The 21,197-nt window shown below is 69.9% G+C and carries 23 protein-coding genes and 1 pseudogene; 4 read left to right on the forward strand and 20 right to left on the reverse strand.

Going from position 1 to position 21,197, the window contains the following annotated elements:
* Positions 1-31: 31 nt before the first annotated feature.
* The 6 genes from ACFV7R_RS22755 to ACFV7R_RS22780 are packed head-to-tail and all read right to left on the reverse strand — an operon-like array spanning position 32 to position 2,879.
* Positions 32-487, reverse strand: coding sequence for an anthrone oxygenase family protein (locus ACFV7R_RS22755; protein ID WP_385266178.1), 456 nt, complete (start codon positions 485-487; stop codon positions 32-34).
* 21 nt (positions 488-508) lie between these two features.
* The gene (locus ACFV7R_RS22760) at positions 509-1,690 is read right to left on the reverse strand and encodes an FAD-dependent monooxygenase (protein ID WP_385266181.1); all 1,182 of its coding nucleotides are present in this window, start codon (positions 1,688-1,690) and stop codon (positions 509-511) included.
* Positions 1,691-1,700: 10 nt separating this feature from the next.
* Positions 1,701-2,036, reverse strand: a complete 336-nt coding sequence (locus ACFV7R_RS22765; protein WP_385266184.1) for an antibiotic biosynthesis monooxygenase family protein — start codon at positions 2,034-2,036, stop codon at positions 1,701-1,703.
* Positions 2,033-2,377 (reverse strand): antibiotic biosynthesis monooxygenase family protein, encoded by a 345-nt coding sequence (locus ACFV7R_RS22770; protein WP_385266187.1) that lies wholly within the window; start codon positions 2,375-2,377, stop codon positions 2,033-2,035. Before ACFV7R_RS22770 ends, ACFV7R_RS22765 begins: the two co-directional genes overlap by 4 nt.
* Positions 2,374-2,571, reverse strand: a complete 198-nt coding sequence (locus tag ACFV7R_RS22775) for an acyl-CoA carboxylase epsilon subunit (protein ID WP_385266190.1) — start codon at positions 2,569-2,571, stop codon at positions 2,374-2,376. The genes ACFV7R_RS22770 and ACFV7R_RS22775 overlap by 4 nt, the downstream gene beginning before the upstream one ends.
* Entirely contained in the window at positions 2,559-2,879 is a 321-nt protein-coding gene (locus tag ACFV7R_RS22780; RefSeq protein WP_224736389.1) for a TcmI family type II polyketide cyclase, read from the reverse strand. The genes ACFV7R_RS22775 and ACFV7R_RS22780 overlap by 13 nt, the downstream gene beginning before the upstream one ends.
* Positions 2,880-3,115: 236 nt before the next feature.
* Here ACFV7R_RS22780 and ACFV7R_RS22785 point away from each other — a divergent pair, with 236 nt between their 5' ends.
* Positions 3,116-4,630 carry an FAD-binding oxidoreductase gene (locus ACFV7R_RS22785; protein WP_385266194.1) on the forward strand — a complete coding sequence of 505 codons (1,515 nt, stop codon included), beginning with the start codon at positions 3,116-3,118 and terminating at the stop codon, positions 4,628-4,630.
* Positions 4,631-4,687: 57 nt separating this feature from the next.
* On the opposite strand, the gene ACFV7R_RS22790 is transcribed toward ACFV7R_RS22785, so the two are convergent.
* The 6 genes and pseudogenes from ACFV7R_RS22790 to ACFV7R_RS22815 all read right to left on the reverse strand — a co-directional run bounded on the left by ACFV7R_RS22790 (position 4,688) and on the right by ACFV7R_RS22815 (position 10,047).
* Positions 4,688-5,149 (reverse strand): SRPBCC family protein, encoded by a 462-nt coding sequence (locus ACFV7R_RS22790; RefSeq protein WP_224736450.1) that lies wholly within the window; start codon positions 5,147-5,149, stop codon positions 4,688-4,690.
* An 87-nt stretch (positions 5,150-5,236) separates the two neighbouring features.
* Positions 5,237-5,407: pseudogene (locus ACFV7R_RS22795) on the reverse strand (acyl carrier protein); the annotation flags it as partial.
* Positions 5,408-5,447: 40 nt separating this feature from the next.
* The gene (locus tag ACFV7R_RS22800) at positions 5,448-6,668 is read right to left on the reverse strand and encodes a ketosynthase chain-length factor (RefSeq protein WP_385266197.1); all 1,221 of its coding nucleotides are present in this window, start codon (positions 6,666-6,668) and stop codon (positions 5,448-5,450) included.
* Between the two features lie 4 nt (positions 6,669-6,672).
* Entirely contained in the window at positions 6,673-7,947 is a 1,275-nt protein-coding gene (locus tag ACFV7R_RS22805; protein ID WP_385266199.1) for a beta-ketoacyl-[acyl-carrier-protein] synthase family protein, read from the reverse strand.
* A complete protein-coding gene (locus ACFV7R_RS22810; protein WP_224736392.1) occupies positions 7,944-8,387 on the reverse strand; it encodes a cupin domain-containing protein in 444 nt (147 codons plus the stop codon). The genes ACFV7R_RS22805 and ACFV7R_RS22810 overlap by 4 nt, the downstream gene beginning before the upstream one ends.
* Positions 8,388-8,418: 31 nt before the next feature.
* Entirely contained in the window at positions 8,419-10,047 is a 1,629-nt protein-coding gene (locus tag ACFV7R_RS22815) for an acyl-CoA carboxylase subunit beta (RefSeq protein WP_385266201.1), read from the reverse strand.
* A gap of 197 nt (positions 10,048-10,244) precedes the next feature.
* On the opposite strand from ACFV7R_RS22815, the gene ACFV7R_RS22820 reads away from it, so the two are divergent.
* From ACFV7R_RS22820 to ACFV7R_RS22830, 3 genes are all read left to right on the forward strand, one after another.
* Complete coding sequence (locus tag ACFV7R_RS22820; RefSeq protein ID WP_385266204.1) at positions 10,245-10,772, forward strand: cupin domain-containing protein; 528 nt, start codon at positions 10,245-10,247, stop codon at positions 10,770-10,772.
* 3 nt (positions 10,773-10,775) lie between these two features.
* On the forward strand, positions 10,776-12,065 hold the full coding sequence (locus ACFV7R_RS22825; RefSeq protein ID WP_385266206.1) for a cation:proton antiporter: 1,290 nt from the start codon (positions 10,776-10,778) through the stop codon (positions 12,063-12,065).
* A gap of 64 nt (positions 12,066-12,129) precedes the next feature.
* Positions 12,130-12,912 (forward strand): SDR family NAD(P)-dependent oxidoreductase, encoded by a 783-nt coding sequence (locus ACFV7R_RS22830; RefSeq protein WP_385266208.1) that lies wholly within the window; start codon positions 12,130-12,132, stop codon positions 12,910-12,912.
* A 64-nt stretch (positions 12,913-12,976) separates the two neighbouring features.
* Here ACFV7R_RS22830 and ACFV7R_RS22835 read toward each other — a convergent pair whose 3' ends face one another.
* The 8 genes from ACFV7R_RS22835 to ACFV7R_RS22870 all read right to left on the reverse strand — a co-directional run bounded on the left by ACFV7R_RS22835 (position 12,977) and on the right by ACFV7R_RS22870 (position 21,154).
* Positions 12,977-13,648 (reverse strand): response regulator transcription factor, encoded by a 672-nt coding sequence (locus tag ACFV7R_RS22835; RefSeq protein WP_385266211.1) that lies wholly within the window; start codon positions 13,646-13,648, stop codon positions 12,977-12,979.
* Positions 13,649-13,790: 142 nt separating this feature from the next.
* Positions 13,791-14,897, reverse strand: a complete 1,107-nt coding sequence (locus ACFV7R_RS22840; RefSeq protein ID WP_385266213.1) for an LLM class flavin-dependent oxidoreductase — start codon at positions 14,895-14,897, stop codon at positions 13,791-13,793.
* 231 nt (positions 14,898-15,128) lie between these two features.
* On the reverse strand, positions 15,129-15,830 hold the full coding sequence (locus ACFV7R_RS22845; protein ID WP_385266216.1) for a hemerythrin domain-containing protein: 702 nt from the start codon (positions 15,828-15,830) through the stop codon (positions 15,129-15,131).
* Between the two features lie 94 nt (positions 15,831-15,924).
* Complete coding sequence (locus ACFV7R_RS22850; RefSeq protein WP_385266219.1) at positions 15,925-16,992, reverse strand: methyltransferase; 1,068 nt, start codon at positions 16,990-16,992, stop codon at positions 15,925-15,927.
* Between the two features lie 24 nt (positions 16,993-17,016).
* Positions 17,017-17,802 (reverse strand): AfsR/SARP family transcriptional regulator, encoded by a 786-nt coding sequence (locus tag ACFV7R_RS22855; RefSeq protein ID WP_224736400.1) that lies wholly within the window; start codon positions 17,800-17,802, stop codon positions 17,017-17,019.
* 27 nt (positions 17,803-17,829) lie between these two features.
* Positions 17,830-18,351 carry a flavin reductase family protein gene (locus tag ACFV7R_RS22860; protein WP_385266222.1) on the reverse strand — a complete coding sequence of 174 codons (522 nt, stop codon included), beginning with the start codon at positions 18,349-18,351 and terminating at the stop codon, positions 17,830-17,832.
* A gap of 283 nt (positions 18,352-18,634) precedes the next feature.
* Positions 18,635-19,417 (reverse strand): SDR family NAD(P)-dependent oxidoreductase, encoded by a 783-nt coding sequence (locus ACFV7R_RS22865; RefSeq protein ID WP_385266225.1) that lies wholly within the window; start codon positions 19,415-19,417, stop codon positions 18,635-18,637.
* A gap of 33 nt (positions 19,418-19,450) precedes the next feature.
* Positions 19,451-21,154, reverse strand: a complete 1,704-nt coding sequence (locus tag ACFV7R_RS22870) for an MFS transporter (protein WP_385266227.1) — start codon at positions 21,152-21,154, stop codon at positions 19,451-19,453.
* Positions 21,155-21,197 lie beyond the last annotated feature (43 nt).

Raw genomic sequence — 21,197 nt, forward strand, 5'->3', positions numbered from 1 at the left:
TGCTCCCGTTCTCGGGTGACGTGGAGCCACGTCAGACGAGGCTCATTCCGGCGATCGCCGCGGCGAAGCCGACCAGGGCGATCCAGGTGCGGTGGCGGTTGGCGCGAGCCCACCGGCTGCGGGTCTCGGCCCAGGCTTCCGGCAGCCGCTCGGGCTCCCAGGTGTCGATGATCCGGTTCATCCGGACGTTGGACAGTTCCGACACCAGCGCGACACCGACGAGGCCCGCCTCCGCCACGGCGAAGGCGAGCTTCGCGTCCCCGCCGGGTGCCAGGACGATCAGCAGCAGACCGACACCCAGCGCGATCTTGTCGATGGTGGGCATGAGCGGGTCGAAACGGGGGTCCAGGAGCCGGTGGACCTGCACGTACCGCCGACCCGGCAGATCGGCGAGCATGGGGACCACCGCGATCTCGACGGCGACCAGTACGCCTGCCAGCGCACCGCTGAGCAGGATGAGCAGGGCCGCCAGGGCGTCGACGAACATGGGTAACCGGCTCCTCGGTCGTCAGTAGTCGAAGTTCATCATCAGGCGGTAGGTCCCCTTCTTCGCGAAGGTCCCGAAGAACGCGCGCATGAACAGATCGCGCGCCCCGCACACCAACGAGCCGCGCCACTTGCCGAGTTCGCCGATCCGGTACGCGCCGCGCACCATCGCCTCCACCCGCTCCCGGCGCACCTTCTCGTACTGTGCGACGGCGGTTCCGAGATCCGGCTCGCGGGCCAGCAGCCCGGACAGCACGACACCGTCCTCGATGGCCTGGCCGGCGCCCTGACTGAGATTGAGGGTCATGGCGTGCGCCGCGTCACCGACCAGCACGACCCGTCCGTGACCCCAGGCCGCGTCACGCGTCGGCGGACGGTCCGCGATGTCGATGGGCAGGATCGCGTCCTCGCGGGTCGCCGCCAGGATCCGCGGAATGGGGTCGGGCCAGTGCGCGTACGTCTCGCACATCACGTCCCGCTTGGTCTTGCGGAACATGTCGAAGGCGGCGCTCGTCTCGTCGGAGGTGATCGCGTCCCAGTAGACCTCGCGGTCGTTGAGCCGGCAGTAGAGGAAGCGCAGTCCGTTACGCCCCCACAGGTTGAAGAAGGTGCCGCTGGGGACGACGTCCTCGCCGGGGAGCTCGGCGATCGCCTGCCACGCCGTGTAGCCGGCGTAGCGGGGCGGCAGGTCGTGGCCGTGCCGCAGTGTGCTGCGTACGGCCGACCGCATGCCGTCGGCGCCGATCAGTACGTCGGCACGCTCCACGGATCCGTCCGCGAACCGGGCGGTCACCCCCTCGGCGTCCTGCTCGAACCCGACGCACTGGGCGCCCATCACGACCGAGTCACCCGCCTCCTCCAGGAGGAGGGAGTTGAGGTCGGAGCGGCGCAGCGCCACGGCCGGCGCGCCGATGCGCTGCGCCTCGGGCCCGATCTGCCAGCGGGCCAGGGTGCGGCCGCTGTCGGAGCGGAACTCGTGGACGAGTATCTCCGAACTGACCTTGGCGACCTGGTCGTCGAGGGACAGCTTCCGCAGGGCGACGAACGCGTTGTGCCACAGCATGAAACCGCCGCCGGTGAGCAGCCGGCTCGGTTCGGTCCTGCGCTCGAACACCTTGACGTCGACGCCGGCCTGCCGCAGACCGATCGCCGTGGTGAGGCCGCCGATACCGGCGCCGATCACCACTGCTTTCTGCACGGACATGGCGATCCCCTCAGCCGGCCGCGGGCAGGTCGCCCGGGGTGCGGTACGACTCGAGCGTGGCGCGCACCTCGTGGATCGAGCGCCGGAAGGAGTCGGCCCAGTACGGGAACATGGCGGCCGACTGCCGCATGTGCTCGGGGTCGTCCGCCCACGTCCGGAACAGCTCCTCCGACTCCCACTCGGCGATCAGCGCGTACTTCGTGGGGTCGGAGGTGTCCCGCACCAGTTCGTCCCGCAGATGGCCGGGCGTTCCCCGGACCTTGCCGGTGACCTCGATGTACGCCTTCTCGAAGGCCTCGAAGTCCTCCGGCCTGATGGTCGCGGTCATGATGACGCGGATACTCATCGCGGAGCCGTTCCTTTCTCGGTCGGTGAGGTCTCGCTCGGTGCGGGCGAGGCGATGTGGGCCACCACCTCGAAGAGGGTCTTCGTCGCCGAGTCCCGGAGCTGGTCCAGCGCGGCGGACAGCGCCTGCCGGTCCTCGCTGCGCTGGTAGCGCCCGAGGTGCTCGGCCGTCTCCCAGTCCGCGGTGATGGTGTAGCGCAGGGGGTCCTCGGCGCCGCGCAGCATCGTCTGGCCGATGGAGCCGGGGTAGCGGCTCGCCACCTCGGCGGCGTCCCGCCAGGTCCGCTCGAAGGCGTCGGTGCATCCTTCGCGGACGCGCATGTCCAGTGCGGTGCGGATCACGGCCGCCCCCAACCGCCGGTGCGGTGCCCGGTGAAGGGCTGCCAGAGGGGCCGCTCGGGCCGGATCGCAGGCGGCTCGGTGGACGGGCCACCGAGCCGGGCGACGAGCAGGGACACCACCGCTGCCGTCTCGTGCGCGTCGGGTGTGCCCCGCACGATCCGCAGCACGTCCGGGGCCGCGGTCACGCGTTCCACGAGTAGAACTCCTTGGCCATCGCGTCGGCCGGACCGCGCCAGGTGACCGGGTCGTAGGCGGCGATGTGCGGCTTCAGCTTCTCGTTGACGTCCTGGAAGAGGTGGTGGCCGCGCACCTCCTCGATCCGGCCGCCGATGTCGCCCTCGGAGCCGATCAACTGGAAGTAGAGGCCGTGGAACTGGAAGAGCCTGCGGTGCTTCACCCCCACGAGACGGGGGAGTTCGGTGGCGTCCGACTCGGCCCAGATGTCGGAGACGACCCCGCTGTCCTCGGGGGCCATGCGCGCGACGATGAGCGTGTACTGCATGAGCACTCCTTTTCCCGGTGGCCGATCGGTCCCCGACCGCCTGGCGACATCCTCGATGTCACGGATAAAGCCGTTGTGAGGGGGCGACAAACGGCCCGGCGGATCAACCAATTAGCTTGCTGGCTAACGTTTTGGGCTATCGTGGCCATGGGCTGCCGCTGTGATCCCCCGCCAGCGGCAGCCCTCTCATGCGATTCGACCTGTCACGAGCCTCACCATGACCAGGAAGGCACGGCATGATCACGCGAAGAGCACTGCTCGGGGCGGCCGGGGCCGGCGCGATGACCCTTTCCCTCGGGGCCGCACCGCCCTCGGCCGGGCCGCGGGGCACGGCGGACTGGGACCGGCTGCGGGCCCATCTGAAGGGCCGTCTGGTGCTCCCGGGGGACAGCGCCTATCCGCTGGCCAAACAGCTCAGCACCGCCGAGTTCGACAGCATCCACCCGCAGGCCGTCGCCTGCTGCGCGAGCCCCGCCGACGTGGCGCTGTGCCTGGCCTTCGCCCAGGACGAGGACCTCGCGCTCGCCGCCCGCAGCGGCGGTCACAGCGCCGCCGGATACTCCACCACCACCGGCCTCGTCATCGACGTGTCCGGACTCGCGGGGGTGAGCGTCGGCCCGGACCGCGCGACGCTGGGCGCCGGCACCCAGCTCGTCGACGCGACGAACGCGCTCGCCCCGCACGGCCTTGCCGTGCCCGGCGGGTTCTGCCCCACCGTGGCCCTCGGCGGTTTCCTGCAGGGCGGGGGCACCGGACTGCTCACCCGTTACGCCGGTATTGCCAGCGACACCGTGCGAGCCGCCCGGGTGGTGCTCGCCGACGGACGGCACGTCCGGGTCTCGCCCGACCGCCACGCCGACCTGTACTGGGCGATCCGCGGAGGCGGCGGCGGCAACTTCGGCATCGTGACGTCGTACGAAATCGACCCCGTGCCCGTCACCGAGCTCTCGCGCGCCACCCTGGAGTGGAGCTACGACGCCGCTGTCGACGTGCTCGACGCCTGGGCGTGCTGGATCGTGGACGCCCCGCGCACGGTCGGCGGCTCCACGGTCGTGGCCCTGCCCGACGCGGCGCCGGGCAACACCCCGTTGGTGTCCGTCCTGTTGGGCTCGACGGGCGGACCGGAGGTGCTGGCCGCGGAGGCGGCACGGCTGGTCTCCGCGGTCGGCCGGGCCCCCGCCCGGCAGCAGACCACCACCAAGCCCTACGTCACCGCGATGATGGAGCAGTACGGCTGCGGCGACTACTCCGTGCCACAGTGCCACCGGACCGGCTCCGACCCCGAGGCACGGCTGCCCCGGGCGGCCTTCGCCACGGAGCGCAGCCGGCTCTTCGACGGGCCGCCGGCCCGCACCATGTGGGAGGACGTGGTCGGACTGTTCGACCAGGTCCGGGTGCCGGGACAGCGGCATCTCCTCCAGGTGGGCGCCCTGGGCGGGGCCGCCAACGACCCGGGCCGCACCGACACCGCCTATGTCCACCGCGACGCCCTGTTCAACGTCAGCTGCCTGGGCGTGATCGCCGTGGGCCCCGTGGAGGAATCGGCGCGGGCCGCCGCCCGGCAGTGGGCGGACACCGGTTTCGGCGTCCTGGACCCGCACGCCAACGGCGAGACGTACCAGAACTTCGTCGACCCGCGGCTGGAGAACTGGCGCTCCGCGTACTACGCGGAGAACTACGCCCGCCTCGTCGAGGTCAAGCGCAGGTACGACCCGTACCGGCTGTTCCGCTTCCCGCAGAGCATCGGCTGAGCCAGGACGAGCGGCCCGCCCGGAGCCGGGGGGCCGCTTCTCCTGGGTGCGGGAGTGTCACGCGGCGAGGCGGGCGCGCTCCTCCACCCGGCGGCGGATCAGCGCCAGTTGCAGAGACGAGTTGGTGCTGATGCGGGCCGTCATGGTCTCGGTGTCGACCGGCGCCTGCGGCTTCATGGCGAAGTCCTGGACCCAGCGCATCTCGACACCCCCCTCGACCTTGCGGTACGTCCAGACGATGTCCATGAACTCGAACGGGCCGGTCTCGACCCGGCGGGCGCGGACCGTGCCCGTCTCCGGGTCCAGGGTCCGCTCCGACACCCAGCTCCACACCGTTCCGTTCTCGTCGGGGTGCATGCTGAGCCGGAAGGTCACGGAGTTCTCGGCGGTCTGCAGGATCTCGGCCTTCGCGTACTCGCTGAACAGCTCGGGCCAGGCGGCGACGTCGTTCGTCTGCCGCCACACCTCGTCGTAGGGGGCGTCGATGACGATGCTCTGCTCGGTGTGGCCCGCCGTCAGCAGGCCGGCGTCGACCAGCCGCCGGTTCAGGGCGAACAGCAGCGCGGTGGCGCTCTTGCTGTGGTCGGCGCCGCTGTCCGGCTCCAGGCCGTAGCGCTGCTCCAGCTCGGAGACGACGCCGAGCACGCCGAGCGAGTCGACGCCGAGGGAGTCGAAGGACACCGTCTCGTCGAGGAGTTGGTCGGCGGTGAGGCCCGCACCCGAGGCACGGTTGATCAGTTCGGCGTACTCGTCAAGGGAGATCACGGTGGCGGTCACGGTGGGGTGTGCCTTTCTGTGAGTTCGTGAGTCGGAGGTCCTACACGGACCGGATGACGACGGCCGCGTTGAAGCCCTCGAAGCCGCGCGCCAGCACCAGCGCGGTGCGCACGGTCGCCTGACGCGTCTCGTGTACGACGTCCAGGTCGATGCCCGGGGCGAGCTCGCCCAGGCTCGGGGTGCCGGGGATGACGGAGTCCCGGATGGACAGCAGCGCCATCGCCACGTCCAGCGGTGCTCCGCCCGCATGCAGGCGTCCCACGAGGCACTTGGGCACCGTCACCGGCACCCCGCGCGCCCCGAAGACCGCGCTGATCGCCTCGGCCTCGGCCCGGTCGGCCTCGGGCACCCCGAGCCCGTCGGCGAAGACCACGTCGACCTCGGACGGGTCGACCCGGGCATCGGCCAGCGCCCGCACGATCGCCCGCCGCAGTCCGGGCTCGCGGCCCGAACCGGGACGCGGGTCGAAGGTGGCGGCGTAGCCGGCGAGCACTCCGTAGCCCGGACCGGCGTCACGGGCGCGTACGGTGTCCTCTGCCTCGAGGATGAAGATCGCCCCGCCCTCGCCCGCGACGTATCCGTCCGCCTCGGCGTCGAAGGGCCGGTAGGCCCCGACCGGGTCCTGACGTTCCGTCAGGAGTCGGGACGTGGCGTGACAGGCCAGCGCGTAGGGGCCGAGCGGGGCGTCCGTGCCGCCGCTGACCACCGTCGTCGCGTCGTCGACCAGCGCCCGACGGGCCTGGCCCAGCGCGTCGAGACCGCCGGCCTGCTCGCCCACCAGCACCCCGCAGGCGCCCTTCATGCCGTGCCGGATGGAGATCTGGCCGGTGGTCGCCGCGTAGAACCAGGCGATGGACTGGTACGGCCCGACATAGCGCGCGCCCTTGTCCCACAGTTTCTGGATCTCGCGCTGGCCGAACTCGTTTCCGCCCGACGAGGTCGCCGTGATCACCGACATGTCGTACTCGTCGAGGGCCGCCGGATCGATCTCCGCGTCCTCGAGTGCGCGTCCCGCGGCGACCAGGCCGAGCTGCGTCCACCGGTCGGTCTGCACCATGAGCCGGCCGTCGATGCTGTCGCGCGGCGCGAAGTCGGCGACCTGGCCGGCCAGACGGACCGGATATCCGGAGGCGTCGAAGGTACTGATCGGCCCGATGCCGCTGACACCGTTGAGGGTCGCGTCCCAGAACTCCTTGGTGGTGGAGCCGTTCGGGGCGATCGCTGACACACCACTGAACACGGTGCGACGGTTCTTGGTCATTCCGTCACTTCCTGCTTGCCAGGCCGGGCCGGGCCAGCAGCATCGCCGACTGGAAGCCGCCGAAACCGCTGCCCACGCTCAGCACGATGTCGTTGACGTTCTTGCGCGCGGCCAGCGGCACGTAGTCGAGGTCCAGAGCCGGGTCCTGGTGCTGCAGGTTGGCCGTGGGCGGGACCGTGTCGGTCTCGATCGCCAGCGCGCAGGCAGCGACCTCCAGGGCGCCGATGGCGCCGAGCGAGTGACCGATCATCGACTTGATGGAACTGACGGGAACCCGGTAGGCCGCCTCGCCCAGGGCCTTCTTCACCGCTGCCGTCTCATGACGGTCGTTCTGCGCCGTGCCGGAGCCGTGGGCGTTGACGTAACTGATCATGTCGGGCGTGATGCCGGCCCGGCGCATGGCGATCTCGATCGCCTCGGCCATGTCGAGCCCGTCCGGCTTGAGCCCGGTCATGTGGTAGGCGTTGCTGCGCTGCGCGAACCCGATGATCTCCGCGTAGCCGTGCGCGCCCCGGCGGGCCGCGTGCTCCCGGCTCTCCAGGACCAGCACCGCGGACCCCTCGCCGAGCACGAAGCCGTCCCGGTCCCGGTCGAAGGGGCGTGAGGAGTGCGCGGCGTCCTCGTTGTTGCGCGAGGTGGCGCCGATGGCGTCGAAACAGGCCACCGTGATCGGGGAGATCGGGGCGTCGGTCGCCCCGGCGATCACGACATCGGCGGCGCCCTCCGAGATGAGCTGCACCCCGTGGCCGACCGCATCGAGCCCGGAGGTGCAGCCGGTGGAGACCACCGTCGTCGGCCCCTCCGCGCCGGCCGTCCACGCCACCTCCACCGCGAGGGTGCTCGGGATCAGCGCCCGGTAGAGGTGGTCGGTGGCGAACTCGGGCGTGACCTCCCAGTTCTTGCCCGAGTCGCTGACCACCACGTACTCGTCCTCGAGCCGGGTGGTGCAGCCGACCGCACTGCCGATGCTGACGCCCACCCGCTCCGGGTCGGTCTGCCCGGGCTCCAGACCGGCGTCCGCGAGGGCCTCGCGGGCGGCGACCACGGCGAACTGCGCGCTGCGGTCCATGCGTTCCACCTCGTGCGGCGTCAGCCCCGCCGCGAGGGGGTCGAAGTCGACCTCCGCCGCGATCCGGGACTGGAAGCCGGCGGCGTCGAACAGTGTGATCCCGCGCGTCGCGGTCCGGCCGGCGGTCAGCAGATCCCAGTAGGCCGCCCGGCCGACGGCGCCCGGCGCCACCACGCCCACCCCGGTGACGACGGCTCCCCAGTCGCTCATCGCGGCTCTCCCGCCGGGGCCAGCTCGGGGAAGGGCAGGTCCTCGGTGTCCACGTGCCCGAGGTCGGGACGCGGGGCCAGCGGGCCCAGGTGGTAGACGAGCTCCGCGGCCTCGGTGCCCTTGTTCTCCAGCCGGTGCCGGACCCCGATCGGGACGAGAATGCCCTCCTGGGGGCCCAGCTCGATGTCCTCGCCGTCGAGCCGCATGACGATCCGTCCGGACAGCAGCAGGACGAACTCCTCCGAGTAGGGGTGGTAGTGCTCGCTGATGTACTCGCCGGGCTCGAGCCGGGCGTGGCCCATGAACCCGCTGGTGGCGCCCACGTTCGCGGGTCCGAGCAGGGTGCGCAGCGTGCCGCCCCGGTGCCGGTTCACGGGCACCTCGCCGAAGGCGACCTTGCGAAAGCTCTTCCGCGCGCTGTCCGTGCTCTCGTTGCTCATGAGACGTGACTCCTCAGGGTGTCGGGTGCGGTCACAGCGGCGAGTTGCCGTGCTTGCGCTCAGGAAGGGTGACCCGCTTGGAGCGGAGCATCTGCAGACCGGTGTGGATGGCCGACCTGGTCTCGCGCGGGTCGATGACGTCGTCGACGAGGCCGCGCTCCGCTCCGTAGTACGGGTGCATCAGGGTGCGCTGGTACTCCTCGATCAGCCGACGCCGGGTGTCCTGCTCGTCGTCGGCGTTCTGGATGGCCCGTCGGTGGATCACGTTGGTCGCCGCCTCGGCGCCCATCACGGCCACCTCGTTGGAGGGCCAGGCGAGGGAGAGGTCGGTGCCGATGGACCGGGAGTCCATGACGATGTAGGCCCCTCCGTACGCCTTGCGCATCAGCACCTGGATGCGGGGCACCGTCGCCTCGCAGTACGCGTACAGGAGCTTGGCCCCGTTGCGGATGATGCCGTTGCGTTCCTGGTCGACACCCGGCAGGAAGCCCGGGACGTCCACCAGCGTCACCAGCGGGATGTTGAAGGAGTCGCAGAACCTGATGAACCGGGCGGCCTTCTGCGAGGCCTCGATGTCCAGGACACCGGCGAGGACCATGGGCTGGTTGGCCACCATGCCGACGACCTCGCCGCCGATCCGGGCGAGACCGATGACGACGTTCCCGGCCCAGGCCTGCTGCAACTCCAGGAAGTCGCCGTCGTCGACGATCTCCTCGATCACCTGACGTACGTCGTAGGGCTGGTTGGGGGAGTTGGGGACGATGTCGAGCAGACGGTCACAGGAGCGGTCGACCGGGTCGGCCGGGGCCTGTGCGGGCGGGAACTCCCGGTTGTTCGAGGGCAGGTACGACAGCAGCCAGCGCAGCGTCTCGAACGCGTCGTCCTCGTCGTCGTGGACGAACGTCGCCTGCCCGGACTCGGCGTGCACGTCCGCGCCGCCGAGCCCCTCCAGACCGATCTCCTCCCCGGTGACCGCCTTGATCACATCGGGCCCGGTGACGTACATGCTCGCCGTTCTGCGCACCATCAGCACGAAGTCGGTGAGTGCCGGCGAGTAGGCCGCGCCGCCGGCGCACGGTCCGAGCATCACGCTGATCTGCGGGATCACCCCCGACGCCGCGACATTGCGGCGGAAGATGCCGCCGTACCCCGCGAGGGCCATCACGCCCTCCTGGATACGGGCGCCGGCACCGTCGTTGAGCCCGATCAACGGAGCGCCCGCACTCTGCGCCAGATCCATCACCTTGTGGATCTTCGCGGCGTGGGCCTCGCCGAGTGAGCCACCGAAGATCCCGAAGTCGTGTGCGTACACGAAGACCTTGCGGCCGTCGACCGTGCCCCAGCCGGTCAGCACACCGTCCGTGTAGGGGCGTTTGGCGTCCATCCCGAAGTCGGTGGCCCGATGCCGGCGCAGCATCTCCAGCTCGGTGAAGGAACCCGGGTCGAGCAGCCGCTCGATCCGCTCCCGCGCCGTCAACTTGCCCAGCCGGTGCTGCCGCTGGGCCGACTCCTCGTTCAGGCCCTCCACCACGCGCTGCTTGATGACGGCGAGTTCGGTGGTCCGGTCGATGAGCCCCTCGGCGGGCAGTCCGGCCGGGGCATCGAGGTCCTTCTCCCGCACCTCCGTCACAGCAGTGCCATGCCGTTGATCGTCCGACACGCCACTCACGCTCCCTCCAGCAGACGCGCTTCACATGGCCGGCCCGATCGACCGGCACCCGTCGGAGTCTGCTGCGGCGAAAAAAAGTTCCTATTAGTCCGTCGCAAAGCCGAGGGGCTTCGACGCCGCTTATTCGGCGCTTTATCGGGGCCGCCGATACTCGGGGCAGCCGAATGACCGGAAGGAAAGGACGGACAATGACTGCGACGCGCGGACGCGTAGTCCACCTGGACGGCGTCAAGCCCATCAAATGGGCTGGTGAGACGGGGCGTTGGCTGCTCCGTGGCGAGGATACCGGTGGTCTGTACTCCTTCTTCGAGGTGACGACCCCGCCCGGCGGCGGACCGCCGTTGCACATTCACGAGGACGTCGACGAGTCCTTCTACGTCATCGACGGGGAATACGAGATCGAGCTCGACGGAGAAAAGCACAAGGCGCCGGCCGGCAGTCTGGTGTACGGGCCCCGCGGGGTGGGGCACGCCTTCGTCAACACCTGGCACAGGCCGAGCAAGATGCTGTGCATCGCCACCCCGGGTGGCGTCGAGAACTGGTTCGAGGAACTGGGGCAGCTGATCGACGGTCAGGGCCCGCCGGACTGGGAGAAGATGCAGGCGCTCGCCACCAAGCACCACATCGTCGGGTTCCGTCCCAAGCGCGGTCCGCTCGCGGCGGGGGGCGGCCGGCCGGGTGGACCTGCGGGCGGCGCGCCCGCGGAACGGGGCTAGGCCATGGCTGGGAACTCGGCCGACATCCTCGCCGGGACCGTGGCGGGCGTCGCCGTCATCCTGACGGCGGGGTCGGTGCTCGTCCCCCTGCTGCGGCGCTTGAGGCAGCCACCGGTGATCGCCGAGATCCTCGCGGGGATTCTGCTGGGTCCCAGCCTGCTCGGCCTCCTTCCGGGCGACCTGCCCGACGTGCTGTTCCCGGCTCAGACGCGTTCCGGGCTGGCCGCGATAGCGCAGGTGGGCATCCTGCTCTTCATGTTCCTGATCGGGTGGGAAATCGATCTGAGGCAGGTGAGCGCCCGCAAGAAGGCGGTGCTCAGCATCTCCCTGGCGGCGATCGCGGTGCCGTTCGTCACCGGTGCGGCGCTGGCCGCCTGGATCCACGCCGAGCACGACACCGTCGGCGGGCACCACGTGGGGAAGCTGTCCTTCGTCCTGTTCGTCGGCACGGCGATGGCCATCACGGCGTTCCCGGTGCTCGCCCGGATCATCCTGGAGCACCGCCTCCAGCACACTCGCGTGGGCATCGTCGCCCTGGCGAGCGCCGCCGTGGGCGACGCACTCGCCTGGTGCATGCTCGCGGCGGTGTCGGTGGTGGCGGTCTCCACCGGCTCCGGCCAGGTGATCACGGTCGTCGGCGGCACGGCGCTGTACGCCCTGGTGCTCGTCGTCGTCGTACGCCCACTGCTGCGCAGGCTGATCGACGGGATGACGAAGAACGACGTCGTCTCACCGCGGCTGCTTCCGATCCTCGCGGCCGGCGTCTTCCTCTCCGCCTACGTCACGCACCGGATCGGACTGGACGCGATCTTCGGTGCCTTCACCTTCGGTCTGATCATGCCGCGCGACTCGCTCAAGCGGCTCAAGTCCTCGGTGTGCGTGCCGTTCGAGCACATCACGACGCTGCTCATGCCCATCTTCTTCATCACCACCGGACTCTCGGTCGACGTCACGCAGCTGGGCGGGGCCGGGCTCCTGGAACTGGTCGCCATCGTGCTGGTCGCCTGCTTCGGGAAGATGTCGGGGGCGATAGCCGCGGCCCGGATGACGGGCATGACCTGGCGCGAGTCCTCGGTCGTCGGAGTGCTGATGAACACCCGGGGGCTCACCGAGCTCATCATCCTGAACGCCGGGGTGAGCATGGGCGTCCTGGACAACCGCATGTTCACGATGATGGTGCTGATGGCGCTGGTGACCACGGCCCTGGCCGGCCCGCTCGTGCCCCGCCAGTCCTATGCGCGTGGCGACACCGAACTGCCGCTCACGGAGGCGGTTGTACCGCAGGCCAAGTGAGGTGTGCGGCGGCCCTGCCGCCGGCCCTCTTTTCCGTACCTGTCCGGCTCGAGGGAGACCGACGATGTCCTACCCGTACAAAAGCGCCTTCATCACCGGTGCGTCGAGCGGCATCGGCGCCGAGTTCGCCGAGCAACTGGCCCGCCGCGGCGCCGATCTGACGCTCGTCGCCCGGCGTGAGACCAGGCTCAAGCAGCTCGCCTCCAGACTCTCCGAGCAGTACGGGGTGTCGACCGAGGTGCTCGCGCTCGATCTGGGCGACGAGAGCGACCTGGAGGTCGCGGTCGGGCGGGTGAGCGAACCGGGCCGGGCGGTCGACCTGCTGGTCAACTGCGCCGGCTACGGATCCACCGGGTACTTCCGGGATCTCCCGAGGGAGCGCGAGACCCACCAGATCCGGGTCAACCTGCTGGCACCGGTGGTCCTCACCCACGCGGCCCTGGGGCGGATGAGCGAGCGCCGGCACGGCGGAATCCTCAACGTCTCCTCCATCGTCGCGGCGCTGCCGATGCCGAAGTCCGCGGTCTACGGGGCGTCCAAGGCGTTCCTCGGCTCCTTCAGCGAGAGCCTGCACCTGGAGGCGCGCAGCAGCGGCGTGCACGTCACCACCGTACGGACGGGTCTGGTGCGCACGGAGTTCCACGAGGCCGCAGGTATCGACACCGCCGGGCTTCCCAAGCTGGCCTGGATGACTCCCGAGCAGATCGTGGAGCCGTCGCTGCGGGCCGTCGCCAAGGGCAAGGCCTTCGTCACGCCCGGCGCGATGAACCGTCCGCAGCCGTTCTTCCTCGGCGCCCTGCCGCGCCCTGTGCTGCAGGCGATGGTGCGCCGTATGTACCGGGTGTGAACCGGCGCTCCACACGACCGGGCCCCGGCCGCGTTCGCGCGGCCGGGGCCCGGTCGTGTCGTGCTCAGGCGCGTCGGTGAGCCGGCGCCGCGGGCTCCTCCTCCCCGCCGTTCAGGACGGTGTCGTTCATGTCCACGAGACCCAGCTCATGGGCGAAGATGACCAGACAGAGCCGACTGCGCAGGCCGAGTTTGCGCATCAGGCGCTGGACGTGGGAGCGCACGGTGTTGCTGCTCACCCACAGCCGGGCCGCGATCTCGGCGTTGTTGCGGCCGGTGCCGACCAGGGTGAGGACCTCGCGCTCCCGGCGGGACAGACCGTTGAGCGCGGACTGGGTGTCGTTGTTCAGTGTCCATTCGAACGCCAGCCGGCCCTCGCTCAGCCGCTCGTCCTCGATGATCTCCTCGGACACGACGGTGTACCGGTTCGAGACCAGCACGGCGGCGTCGGCCAGTTCGCGGTCCGACGCGGAGCTGAGGATCAGCCCGTAGGCACCGAACCACATCACGCCGGCCAGTTCCTCGAACGGTTCCTCCACCACCAGCAGCGTCGGTGCGAACACTCCCGCGAGATTGGACGCGACCCGGCGGGTCAGATTCAGACTCTCCCGGTCTGCCGCCAGCACGGCCACGTCGGCGGCTTGGAACTCTCCTCGGCCGTGAGGCAGGACGCTGAACCCGTCGAGGGCCGCGAAACGACGCTCCAGAGCGGTTCTCCGGGACGCGTCCTGACTCATGACTATGACCGCTACCAATGGACTCCCCCTGTCCAGTCGTGAAAACGCCGCGGTGGCCAGAAACGCGCACACGCAGGCGTACGGTACGACTCCGCACGATGTCATACGAAGGGCTACCGCAAGGTGATGATGCGACGACCGCTCAACCGCCGACCGGTCGGCGGACGCCCGCCTTCTCCAGCCGCGGGATGACCTCGGAGGCGAAGAACTCCAGTTCGCCCAGGTAGTCGACGAAGGACAGCGCGAGGCCGCCGAGGCCGGCGCGGGCGAACGAGACGATCGTTGCGGCGATGTCGTCGGGGGTGCCCACCAACGGCAGTCCGCCGTGGCCGGCGGCGAAGCGGGGCCGGAACATCCGGATCTGCGCCTCGCTGAACGACTGCGGGTTGATGCCCTGACCGCTCATCACCGTGTCGACGCCCTGCCAGTCGGCGTTCTCCTCGGCGTAGTACCGGAGGAACTCTTCCGCCTCGCTCCGGGTGGGCCGGCACACCACATACGCGTTGGACATGACCGTCACCCGGCGCCCGCCGTGCTGCGCGGCCGCCCGCTCGACGCCGTCGACCAGGGCGGAGCCCCGCTGCGGGTCGAAGGCCGCCGTCAGCAGGAAGTCGGCGTTACGGGTGGCGAAACCGCGCCCGGCCTCCGACACCGCGGCGTTGATGACCGGCAGCCTGCCGGCCACCGGTCGGGGATTTGTGTGCAGGCCGGTCAGGCCGGGGAAGAACTCGCCGTCGTGGTCGAACGGTTCCTCGCTGCTCCACAGCGTGCGCACCACGTCCCACCACTCCTGGGCGTGGGCGTAGCGCTGCGCCGGGGAGCCGGGCAGGTCGAGGCCGAACGCCTCGTACTCCGCCTGGTACCAACCGGCCACGATGTTGAGTCCCGCACGCCCGTCGCCGATCCGGTCGACGGTGGCCAACTGCTTGGCCGCGACGACGGGCGGCAGCAGTGCACTGTGGACCGTGGCGAACACCGAGATGCGCTCGGTCACCGCCAGCATCCCGCCGGCCCAGGTGATCGTCTCCAGGACGCTGTCGTGGAAGGTGGTGCCGGGCCAGCCGATCCAGCGGCCCACCGGAAGCAGGAAGTCGATCCCCAGCCGGTCGGCGAGGACCGCGAGAGCGCGGTTGTCCGCCCAGTTTCCCGACCAGCGTCCGGGGATCGTGGTGATGGCCAGGCCGGATGACGCGTTGGGTGCGAACAGGCCCAGCTTGAAGCCGTTGTCGGCGAACATGCCGTTCTCCATGGAACAACCCTCCCGTTCGTACGGACCGGTCCCCTCGGGAGGCCAGCGCGAACGGGCTGGGGCCGTACCGGCGGCGGGGCAGGGTCCGGCCGTGGCACCGTTGCTCCGGACTTTTCCGCTGCGTTCGCGTGACCCGTGAGGTCACGAGTACGGTGGCACATCGCAATTAAGCCGCCATAACACCGCGGCACCGATGCCGCCGGAGCAGGCACGAAGGGCAGGCCGGCCCGCTCAGCCGGTCCACGAGTCCCGCGCCTGGTACGCGGGCAACCAGAGGGTTTTCAGGGCCATGCGCATCGGCATCGGCATGAAGGAGTTGATCCTCCGGACGTTCCCGGGGGTGGCCTCGTCCAGCAGCCAGGGGAAGAATTCGGCCGCTCCGGTGAGCCCGAGGCTCTCGCGCTGGTCGGCGGTGAAGGCCTTCCACTCCTTCTCCGAGAGCGCCTCCTGGACGTACGGGAGACCCTCCTGCTCCTCATGCTCCAGATGCGAGACCAGGCAGTCGCCGAACTCACCGACCGCCTGCTCGAGCGCGGCGGAGTCCGCCCCCGGATCCGCGAACGCGGCGTCCACACGGGCGATCAGCGGATCGATCCGCTGGTGCTCGGCCTCCAGCTCCGCCAGCGTGGCGAGGGTGTCCGGGCGGTGGGCGAGGCCCTTGGCCATCCGGGGCCACAGGTCCCGGTCCTCGCCCTCGTGGTGGATGTGCAGCTGGGTCTTGAAGATCTCCCAGCCCGTCTCGACGCGCCCCCGGTCGAGCGGCCCGGACCGTGCCCGGCCGGCCGCGGCCTTCTCCAGCCGCCGGATGTCACGGCGGAAGGCGTCATGGCTGACCAGCATGATCGTGAGGTCGACGTAGCTCTTGGAGGTCTTGGTGTTCCGGGTGTTCCGGGTGTTCCGAGTGTTCTTGGTGTTCTTGGCGTTCGTGGCCATGTCCTGTGTGCACCCCGTTTCCTCATCGGCTGCTCATGGGCGACGGCGGCCGGCCGGATGATCCGGCCGGCCGCCGCCGGGACTTCGGTCGAGGTCAGGCGCGCTTGCGGCCGACCACGGCCGTCGCGTGCGCGGGGAGCCGGAAGACGGACTCGACGTCGAGGCCGGCCTCCTCCATCCAGCTGCGGCACTCGGCCGCCGTGTACTCGTTGCCGGCCGGGGACTGGAGCATCATGGTCAGACTCATCAGAAGGGTGTCGGCGTCCGTGCGGGCGTCGTCGATCATCGGGTCGTAGACGATGACCGCGCCACCCGCGGGAACCCGCTCGGCGGCCTGGGCGATCAGGCTCTTGCGGGCCTCGACCGGGCAGTCGTGCAGTACGTTGCCGAAGACCACCACGTCGGCGGACGGGATGTCGTTGACGTAGAAGTCGCCTCCGTGGAAGCCGACCCGGTCCGGCACACCGCGCTCCTGCGCCAGTTCCTCGAGGAACGGCTTCATGACAGGGCGGTCGAACACCCCGCCGGTGAGGTGCGGGTGGGCCAGCAACAGGGTGCACGCCAGGTTGCCGCGGGCGCCGCCGACGTCCACGAAGGACTTGTGCTGCGACCAGTCGTACTGCCGGGCGAGTTCCGGGCCGATCGCGCCGTTGAGGCTGTCCATGGCCGACAGGAACTGCCGCAGCCGCTGCGGGTCACGGAAGATCTGGGCGAACGGCACCTTGTTGGCGTCCTGCCCGTGGGCGTCGCCCGAGCGCAGCATGTCCGCCAGGCTCTCCCAGCCCGCGCCCATGAAGTCCGTGGTCATCTTCAGGAAGCCGCCGACGTAACCCTGCTGACCGGGGATCAGGTGCCGGCCCGCGGCGGGGCTGTTGCGGTAGACGCCCGCCTCGTCACGGGCCAGCACCCCCAGGGCGACCAGGGCGTCGAGGAAGTCGGGCACTCCGCGCCGGTGCAGGCCCAGCCGGCCGGTTATCTGTTCGGCGGTACCGGATTCCTTGCTGAGCGCTTCGAACAGGCCCAGCTCCATCGCGGTCAGCAGGAGCTTGCTGCGCATGAACGACCAGCCGACGAGCATGATGTCGAAGGCGTCGTCGAGGGGCCCGTCGACTCCCCCGGCCGTCGCGCCCGGCTGGTTCGGGGTGCTCGTGTGCGTGCTCATCTCGTTGTCCTTTCGGTTCGCGATTCAGGCGGTCCACATACCGGCGTGCTCCAGCGCCGCCCGGTCCGAGTCCAGAACGATCTGGTGAACCAGACGGAGTTCGTCGCCCGGCTCGATGCCGAGCTCGTCCACGAGACGTCGTCTCATGTTTCGGTAGACCTGCAATGCCTCTCCGCTACGACCCGACAGGAAGAGCGCGATCATGAGCAGCCCGTGCAGGCGTTCGTTGTAGGGATTCCTGGCGATCAGTTCACGCAGCCGGGCGATGGCCTCGCCGCGGCGCCTGCCCAGGCGCACCTCCAGGGTGATGCGTCCCTCCTCGACCGCCATCCAGGACTCCTCGAGCCGGGACGCGGCGCTCTGCAGGAGCATTCCCTCGCGCAGGCCGGCGAGCGGCGCGCTGCGCCAGAGGTTCGCGGCCGCCGCGAAATGGCGTAATGCGGCTTCCTCGTCGTGCGCTTCCAGAGCTGTTGTGGCGAGTTCGTGATGCCGGTCGAATTCGACGACATCAAGCATTCCCTCATCGATGGAGAGGCAGTAGCCGGGCGGTTCGCCGATCAGGCAGATTCGGCCGTTCGCGCTGCTGTCGTGCAGCATCTTCCGAAGCTGCGAAATGTAGACCCGCAGTGCCTGCAGTGCGGTCCGAGGAGGGCCCTGCGGCCACAGCTCATCGATGAGGGACTCGATCGAGAGAACTTGGCGGTGATTCACCAGAAGCGTGGCCAGTAGTACGCGCAGTTTATGTGCTCGAGGCGTCAGAATACGGTCCCCGTCGTGCACCTGCAATTGCCCCAACAGCTTGAATCGCATGATTCAATTACCCCCGTGTTCGGCTGATCACTGGTACGTATTTATTTTGTGCATTGCGCCGGCGAAGAAGGCCAGCGGCTTGCCTTCACGGCGCAGCAGTCCGATGTCGATCACGCGGCCGATCACGATCACGTGGTCACCGCCTGGAACCTCCTGCTCCACTTCGCAGGTCGCATAGGCCAGCGAGTTGGTGAGCACCGGGCTCCCGCCCCGGCCGGGCACCGAGTTGACCTTGAGGAACCGGTCGACACCGGAGGCGAAGAGAGCGGCGATGTCCCGCTGCTCCTCGGACAGGATGTTCACGGTGAACGAGGATCCGACGCCGAGCGCGGCACGGAACGAGGACCTGCTGTGCAGACAGAAGAGGGCGAGTGGGGGATCGAGGGAGAGCGACGTGAAGGAGTTCACGGTCACTCCGAAGAGCTCCCCGGAGTAGTTTGCGGTGATGACCGTCACGCCGGTTGCGAAACGCCCGAATATGGCACGCAGCTCACGCTTGTCGATGATGTTGGCGACGTCTTTGTCGCCGTCGGTTGTCTGGCCTACCATCACGCTGTTCCTCCTGTGTTACATCAAGAGGGCGAATTGCACCGGAGCGGCCGGACGGAGCCTGGTCCCCGTGCTGGGGGTGGATTTATGCTCGAGGTGCGGTGATTAGGTCTGCGCTTTTCCGTGAGACCGAAACTATCACGATCACGTCGAGGGCATATCCAACCGCGGGATGAATAAGCTGCGGAATGCCGGGGCGCGGCGGGGCGGACATGGCTGCGGCTCAAGGCATACGCCTTGAGCCGCAGCATGCGTCGGGGTGGCCGGGCGCCGGACCCGCCGGTCAGAGCATCGCGGTGCCCCCGTCCACCAGGAGATAGCTGCCGGCGAGGTACGAGGAGCGCTCGGAGGCGAGGAAGAGGATCGACTCCGCGACGTCGGACGGCACACCGTTCCGCTTGACGGCCGTCCGCTCGGCGTTGGCCGTCCGCACGGCCTCCGGCACGCTCGACGACAGGGCGCTGATGATCAGGCCGGGCGCCACCATGTTGACCCGCACTCCGGCCGGCCCCACCTCACGGGCGAGCGTCCGGACCGCGGCCTCCAGTGCCGACTTGGACATGGAGAGCGCCCCGAACCCCTCCGGGGAGCGTCGGGACAATGACGCCCCTACGGCGACCACCGCGCCGCCGTTGCCGCGGTCGACCATGCCCGGCACCAGTGCGTGCACGGGGTTGAGGAAGGCCTTCAGCTGCGCGTCCACCACGTGCAGGGCGTGCTCCGGCGGGGTCTTGAGCATCGGCCCGGGCCGGGCGGTCCGCCCGTCGACCCCGGCCGCGTTGGCGATCAGGATGTCGATCGGCCCCACCTCCTCCGCCGCTCGCGCGACCATGCGGTCCACCTCCTCGGCGACGGTGACGTCGGCCTGCAGCGCCACCGCCGTGCCGCCCTCGGCCCTGATCTCGTCGACCACGGCGCGGGCCGCCTCCTCGTTGGCGCGGTAGTTCACCACCACACCGGCGCCGTGCCGGGCGAGCAGCAGCGCGGTGGCGGAGCCGATCCCGCTGCTGCCTCCGGTGACCAGTGCGGCCTTGCCGGTGAAGTCCTCATGTCGAGCTGCGTCCATCGGGCGTTCGGTCCCTTCGTGTGTACGGCTGGGTCAGTTCCTGGAACCCGCCTGCAGTCGGCGGAGCGGGAAGAGGAAGACGAGCAGGAAGACCAGGGCGTAGACCACCACCTCGTAGCGGAGGCTGGTCTTCATGGAGCCCGCGAAGTGCCGCTGTGCGGTCTCGGTGAGCGTGGTGTTCACCAGGCGGCCCACGGCCGGGTTCCCGGTCCGGCGTGCCTGGTCGGTCAGCGTGGTGCAGCTGGGCGGAGCCTCGGTCCGGTCCCCGGCCTCGGCCCGTGCCGTGAAGCAGTCGCCCAGGGAGCGCTCCAGGCTCCGCGCGGTCTGCACCGGTACGGACAGCTGCCTCAACTCGGCCCGGAAGCGGGGCAGTCCGTCATGGACGGCGGCGGAGGCGTTGCCGCTCAGCAGACCGAAGAAGATCGCGCCCAGCACGGCGACCCCGAGCGCGTTGCCGGACTGGCCCACCATGGCCTTCACCCCGGCCGCGGATCCGGCGCTGGGGCCGACCGCCTCGGCCAGCACGACGTCGTTCACCGTGGTCACGATCACGCCGAGGCCCAGCCCCACCACGAGCCCGGCGGGTGCCAGCCGCCAGAAGGACAGGTCGGTGGGGTAGGCGCTGAGCGTGGCCATCAGGGCGATCATCCCGAGGATCATCACGGCGGCCCCGAGCTGTACCACCCGCTTGCCCAGCCTGGGCATGAGCGGGATGGCGATCCCGGAGGCGAGACCCGTGCCGAACGCGATGGGCAGGAAGGCCAGTCCGGTCCGGAGCGCCGACCACTGGTACCCCGCCTGCAGTTCCACGGCCAGCACCAGGAAGAAGGCCGAGATTCCCGCGAAGCTCATGAACTGCACGACCAGGCCGGTGCCGAAGGACCCGCCGCGGAACAGCCCCAGGTCGATCACCGGCCATCCGCCGCGCCGTTCGAGCCGGCGCTGGTGCAGCAGGAACAGCAGGACGGCGGGTGCGGAGAGGGCGAGCAGACCCCAGATCCACCACGCCCAGTCGGCGTCCCGCCCCTGGATCAGCGGGAAGACGACCAGGGTCACCGCGAGGGTGCCCAGGACGGTGCCCCACAGGTCCAGCCGGGGGCGCTGCCCGGACCGCCATTCGGGCACCAGCAGTCTCGTCCCGATCGCGGCGAGTATCCCGATGGGCACGTTGATCAGGAAGATCATCCGCCAGCCGGTGCCGAACAGGTCCAGTTCGATCAGCGCCCCGCCGATCAGTGGCCCGGCGATGCCGGCGAGTCCGGTCACGCCGCCCAGCGCACCGAACGCGGCGGCGCGGTACCTGCCGGTGAAGGTGACGTGGATGAGCGCCTGGACCTGCGGGAACATCAGGGCCGCGGCGAGCCCCTGGAGCAGCCGGAACAGCACGATCTGCGGGCCGCTGGAGGCGATGCCGCACAGCAGTGACGCGCCGGTGAACGCCAGCACGCCGTAGCCGAAGACGCGTCGGTACCCGTAGATGTCGCCGAGTCGTCCGCCGGCCACCAGGCCCGCGGCGAAGGTCAGTTGATAGCCCGCCAGGATCCACTGCACCTGGGCGTAGCTGGTGTGGAAGGAGCCCTGGATCTCCGGCGACGCCACCGTGACCACGGTGACGTCCAGCAGTTCCATGAAGGCGGCCAGGAGGACGACGGCGAGGCCGAGCCATGCGCGTCGCGACGGTGGTTCGGTCCCGGCCGGGGCTGAGGGGGCAGCGGCTTCGGAACGTAACTCACTCACGTTGGCTCCCGCTGGTTGCCGGTCCGCAAAATAGTTAGTACCC

This window comes from Streptomyces sp. NPDC059866 (assembly GCF_042731325.1).
GTDB lineage: Bacteria > Actinomycetota > Actinomycetes > Streptomycetales > Streptomycetaceae > Streptomyces > Streptomyces flavusporus.